The sequence below is a fragment of the Mycobacterium sp. genome (assembly GCF_036488105.1).
Taxonomy (GTDB): Bacteria; Actinomycetota; Actinomycetes; order Mycobacteriales; family Mycobacteriaceae; genus Mycobacterium.
This window is the reverse complement of record NZ_DASXHW010000051.1, coordinates 1-5,400: the sequence shown is the minus strand read 5'-3', so window position 1 is coordinate 5,400 and position 5,400 is coordinate 1. Positions and strand designations below refer to the sequence as shown.

Here is a 5,400-nt window from a genome sequence, read left to right as displayed (position 1 = left end):
ACGAAGTTGAGCATCACCACCAGCAGCGGGAATTCGAAGCTGACGCCGAACACCAGCAGCAAATTGATCAGGAAGCCGAAGTACCGGTCGCCGGACAGCGCGGTCACCTGCACGTCGCTGCCGACCGTCAACAGGAAGTGCAGCGCCTTGGCGAGCACCAGGTACGCCAGCACCGCGCCGGTGACGAACAGCAATGCGGCCGGCACGACGAATGCGACGGCGAAGCGCCGTTCCTTCTTGTACAGCCCGGGGGTGATGAACGCCCAGAGTTGGTAGAACCACATCGGGCAGGCCAGCACCACCCCGGCCGTCAACCCGACCTTCAACCGCAACATGAACTGGTCGAAGGGCGCCGTGGCCAGCAACCGGCACTGGCCGTTGGCAATGTCCGCGCGCGCAGAGGGGGGGAGCGCACAGTAGGGGTGCCGCAGCCACTCGCCCAGACTTTCCAGCCCGAACAGCGGGTGCGAATACCAGACGAAACCCAACGTCGTGGTGAGCGCGATAGCCGCCAACGAGAGCAGCAGTCGTGCGCGCAACTCGGTGAGATGGTCGACGAGCGACATGGTCGCGTCGGGGTTGATGCGGCTACGACGGAAACGCGGATCTAGCTGCCTGAATAAACCGGTGGTGCGCACAGTGAAATGGCGCTCGGGCGCCGCGGGGGCGATGCCAGGCTAGGCCGGCCGACCGTCAGCCGCCGGCGGTTCGACCCGCTCGGAATGCACCGGCTGAGCCGGCGCGGCTTGGGTGGCGGGCGTTTCGGGTTTGTCGCTTTGCAGTTCGCGGACCTCCGACTTGAAGATCCGCATCGACTTGCCCAGTGAGCGAGCGGCCTCGGGAAGCCTCTTGGCGCCGAAAAGAACAATCACCAGGACCGCGATGATAGCCAGGTGACCCGGAGTCAGAGCATTCACTTTTATTTACCTCCAGATGTCACAACGATGCTACCGCAGCATTTGGTTCATCAGCCGGGCCGCGCCGCGGCCTGGTAGGACTCCAGCGCCGCCGCGGCTGCCTCACGCACCCGCGTGGCCAGCGAATCCGGTCCCAGAACGCGGACCGCCGACCCCATCCCCAGCACCTGACGCGCCATCCAGTCTTCGGAGGCATAGGTCATGGCTGCCTCACAGTAGCCGTCGGGCAGTTCGTGGAGCAGACGCATCGGGTAGTACTCGAACATCCACGAGGCCTCGGGCGCCAGCTGCAGTGTCGCCGACGGCAGCGACGGGTCGGCGTCGAACAGCGAGGTGTCCGGAGGCGCCTGGATCGCGGGTTCCGGTGGCGCAGAAGGCTCGTCGAGCACGCTGGCGTCGACGATGCGGTCGAACCGGAAGAGCCGCACGCCTTCGGCGTCCCGCGACCACGCCTCCAAATAGCTCTGATCGCCGACCAGCACGATCCGAATCGGGTCGACGACCCGGGTGGACAGCGTGTCGTGCGAGGCGGCGTAGTAGTCGATGGTCAGCGCCCGGCGGTCCCGAACCGCGGCTCGCACCGCGGCGGCGGCTTGACTCTCGACGGGCGCGGGCTCATCGACCGCGGCCATGTCGTGTCCGTGGCCGGCGGCTCCGGCCGCGGCTTCGATTTTGGCGATCGCGCTGCGGGCCGCCGCCGGGTCGACCAGACCGGGGATGTCGGCGAGCGCGCGCAATGCCACCAGCAGGCCGGTGGCCTCCGGCGAGGTGAGCTGCAGCGGGGTGTCCATCCCGGCGGAGAACGTCACCTCGACCGTATCGCCGGTGAATTCGAAGTCGATCAGGTCGCCCGGGCCGTAGCCGGGCAGGCCACACAGCCACAGCTGGTCGAGGTCCTCCCCCAGCTGCTTGAGCGAAACGCCCAGGTCAGATGCGGCCTGGGCGCGGGTGACCCGCGGGTTGGCCTGGAAGTACGGCACCATGTTCAGCAACCGCACCAGGCGCGTGGACACGGGCGTCATGCCTCCCCCGCTCCAGCGTGGGCGCGCAACCGGTCCAGTACCTCGTCACGCAGCGACTCCGGTTCCAGCACCACAGCGTCGGGGCCATATCCGGCAATGTCGCGCGCCTGTCGACCGGTAGTTCCGATGTCGAGTTCGATAACGTCGCCGTCACGCCCGTTCAGCTGCCGGGAACCCAGCGATGTGCCGTCGCGCCGCAGCGCGGTGGCCCGCCCGTCGGCAACCCAGACCTGAGCCCGCACGCCCGTCGGCGCGTCGCCGACGGCGTTGGCAACGATCTCGCGCAGGTCGGTGCCCACGGGCCGGGTCACGGCGCCGGCCGCGCCGATCGGTGTCACCTCGTCGCCGATTCTGGACAGCCGGAAGGTGCGGGTGGCGCCGCGGTCGCGGTCGTGCCCGACGAGATACCAGCGGCCCTTCTCGGTCACCACGCCCCACGGCTCGACCGTGCGGACGGTATATGGGTCCGTGCGGGACGGCCGGTGCGGAAACTGCACGGCCTGCCCGGCGTCGATCGCCAAGAGCAGCTGTCCCAGAACGTCTTCCGATCCACGCAGTCCCACGCTGCCGACCGGCGACGCGATGGCGATCGGCGCGAGCGGGTCGACGTCGACGCCCGCGGCCCGCAACTTCAGCAGCGCGCCCTGAGTTGCGGTGATCAGTTCCGGCGACTCCCACAGCTGGGTGGCCACGGCAACCGCAGCGGCCTCGTCCCCGGTCAGCTCGACGGCGGGCAGCGCATACGCGTCGCGGTTGATCCGGTAGCCCTCGATCGGATCGAACGACGACACCCTGCCGGTCTCGAGCGGGATGCCCAGATCACGCAGCTCATTCTTGTCACGCTCGAACATTCGCGAGAACGCTTCGTCGCTGGCACTGTCCGCATATCCGGCGACGCTGGATCGGATTTTCTCCGCGGTGATGTAGCTACGGGTGGACAACAGTGCGATGACGAGGTTCATCAATCTTTCGACTTTGGAAACCGCCACCCGCACCACCCTAATTGCCGGAATCTCGCACGGAATTCACCCGGCCCATCCCCGATGTGACCCGGACCGCGTCGTCGTCGGGCTACATGCTGGCGATCAGCCTCTTGACCCGCTCATCGACCGACCGGAACGGATCCTTGCACAGCACGGTGCGCTGAGCCTGATCGTTGAGCTTGAGGTGCACCCAGTCGACGGTGAAATCGCGACCCGCGGCCTGGGCGGCGCTGATGAACTCGCCGCGCAACCGTGCCCGGGTGGTCTGCGGCGGCTGATCCACCGCGGCGTCGATCTCCTCGTCGGTGGTGATGCGCGTCGCCAGACCTTTGCGCTGCAGCAGGTCGAAGACGCCGCGGCCGCGCTTGATGTCGTGGTACGCCAGGTCGAGTTGGGCGATCTTCGGGTCGGACAGCTCCATGTCGTAGCGGTCCTGGTAGCGCTGGAACAACTTGCGCTTGATCACCCAGTCGATTTCGGTGTCGACCTTGGCGAAGTCCTGGCTCTCCACCGCGTCGAGCTGCCGACCCCACAGATCGACCACCTGCTCGATCTGGGGGTTGGACTCGCGAGTCTGCAGATGCTCGACGGCGCGCGCGTAGTACTCCCGCTGGATGTCCAGCGCGCTGGCCTGACGCCCACCGGCCAGCCGCACCGGCCGCCGGCCGGTGACGTCATGGCTGACCTCGCGGATGGCGCGGATCGGGTTGTCCAACGAGAAATCTCGGAACGCCACACCGGCTTCGATCATTTCCAGCACCAATGACGCCGTACCCACCTTCAGCATGGTGGTGGACTCGCACATATTGGAGTCGCCGACGATGACGTGCAGGCGCCGATACTTCTCGGCGTCGGCGTGCGGCTCGTCGCGGGTGTTGATGATCGGGCGGCTGCGGGTGGTAGCCGATGAGACGCCTTCCCAGATGTGCTCGGCACGCTGCGACAGGCAGAAGGTGGCGGCCTTCGGGGTCTGCAGCACCTTGCCGGCGCCGCAGATCAGCTGGCGGGTGACCAGGAAGGGCAACAGTACATCGGAGATGCGGGAGAACTCGCCGGCCCGCACGATCAGGTAGTTCTCGTGGCAGCCGTAGGAATTGCCCGCCGAGTCGGTGTTGTTCTTGAACAGGTAGATGTCGCCGCCGATGCCCTCGTCGGCCAGCCGCTGCTCGGCGTCGATCAGCAGGTCTTCGAGTACCCGCTCACCCGCGCGGTCATGGGTGACCAGCTGAACCAGGCTGTCGCATTCGGCGGTCGCATACTCCGGATGGCTACCGACGTCTAAGTACAGCCGTGCGCCGTTGCGCAGGAAAACATTGGAGCTGCGGCCCCAGGACACCACCCGTCGAAACAGGTAGCGGGCTACTTCGTCGGGCGACAAACGGCGATGACCGTGGAAAGTGCAGGTGACACCGAATTCGGTTTCGATGCCCATGATTCGCCGCTGCACAATTCGAGCCTACTTGCTGAACCTGCAACTGGTGTGTAACCCCCGCCGACGGGTCGGCGATGCGGCCTGCGGAGCCCACGTCGACTCCGGCCGTCAGAACGCTTTCAACACGAACGCGACTGCTGTCAAAGCCCGTTCACGACGCGGCAGGTTCGGGTGCCTCGCCGAACCGGCTGAGCGCCAGGGTCGCGAAGACGGCTACCACGAACCCGGCCACCACCATCCAGCCCAGGCCGGCCCGGGTCTGGTCACCCAGCCACGCCACTCCGACCAGCGCCGGGCCAACCGTCTCGCCGACGACCATCCCGGCCACCGCCGTGGTCACCGAACCGCGGCTCAAAGCGGAAGTGAGCAGCATAAAGCCCGCCAACCCGCCGGCGATCACCGCGTAGACGGCGGGATCGGTATAGAACCCAGCCTTGGTCAGATCGATCGAGTCGATCAAGCGGACGGCGATCTCGACGACGCCGAAGCCGGACCCGGCCCCCAAACCCAGGACGAGGGCGCGCGTGCGGTCACTCAGCCGGCCCGCGGCCGCGCCGGCGGTGAACACCACGGCGACGATCACCAGTAGCGCCCAGCCCAGCTGGGGAGGCCCGTGCCCGGACCCCTCCGGCCCGGCGGCAAGGCCGAGCATCGCCAGGCTCGCGCACACCACGGCCACGGCGGCCCACTCGACCCGCGACAACCGTGTGGACAGCACCCATGCCGCCACAATCGCGGTGACGGCCAACGACCCGGCGATCGCGGCGGCGACGACGTAGATCGGCACCAATCGCAGCGCCGCCACTTGCAGCACGAAGCCCAGGCCGTCCAGCCCGATGCCGACCAAGTAGCGCCACTGCCGCAACGCCCGCAGCACCAGGGCCGCGTCGACGCCGGAATCGCTATCGCCGGAATCCACCGAGCGGGTCGCCGCGGCCTGTAACACCGTCGCCGTGCCGTAACACACCGAACAACCCAGCGCGAGCAGCAAGCCGATCAGCACGGGCCAGAGCCTATTTCGACGATTCCTTCGCCGAGTCGTCTGA

General features: G+C 67.3%; 6 protein-coding genes. All 6 read right to left on the bottom strand.

Annotated elements, in window-relative coordinates:
- Positions 1-638, bottom strand: a 638-nt coding sequence (tatC, locus tag VGH54_RS02685) for a twin-arginine translocase subunit TatC (RefSeq protein ID WP_331510392.1), incomplete at its 3' end; no start/stop codon positions are given.
- A gap of 39 nt (positions 639-677) precedes the next feature.
- On the bottom strand, positions 678-917 hold the full coding sequence (gene tatA / locus VGH54_RS02680; protein ID WP_331510391.1) for a Sec-independent protein translocase subunit TatA: 240 nt from the start codon (positions 915-917) through the stop codon (positions 678-680).
- 50 nt (positions 918-967) lie between these two features.
- Positions 968-1,939, bottom strand: a complete 972-nt coding sequence (locus tag VGH54_RS02675) for a YafY family protein (RefSeq protein WP_331510390.1) — start codon at positions 1,937-1,939, stop codon at positions 968-970.
- Entirely contained in the window at positions 1,936-2,928 is a 993-nt protein-coding gene (locus tag VGH54_RS02670; RefSeq protein WP_331510389.1) for a YafY family protein, read from the bottom strand. The genes VGH54_RS02675 and VGH54_RS02670 overlap by 4 nt, the downstream gene beginning before the upstream one ends.
- 82 nt (positions 2,929-3,010) lie before the next feature.
- A complete protein-coding gene (gene pafA, locus VGH54_RS02665; protein WP_325687817.1) occupies positions 3,011-4,369 on the bottom strand; it encodes a Pup--protein ligase in 1,359 nt (452 codons plus the stop codon).
- Positions 4,370-4,505: 136 nt separating this feature from the next.
- Positions 4,506-5,357, bottom strand: coding sequence for a DMT family transporter (locus tag VGH54_RS02660; RefSeq protein WP_331510388.1), 852 nt, complete (start codon positions 5,355-5,357; stop codon positions 4,506-4,508).
- Positions 5,358-5,400 lie beyond the last annotated feature (43 nt).

Coding starts and splice junctions, on each gene's coding strand:
- VGH54_RS02675 (WP_331510390.1), bottom strand. CDS start 1,939: ATGACGCCCGTGTCCACGCGCCTGGTGCGGTTGCTGAACATGGTGCCG.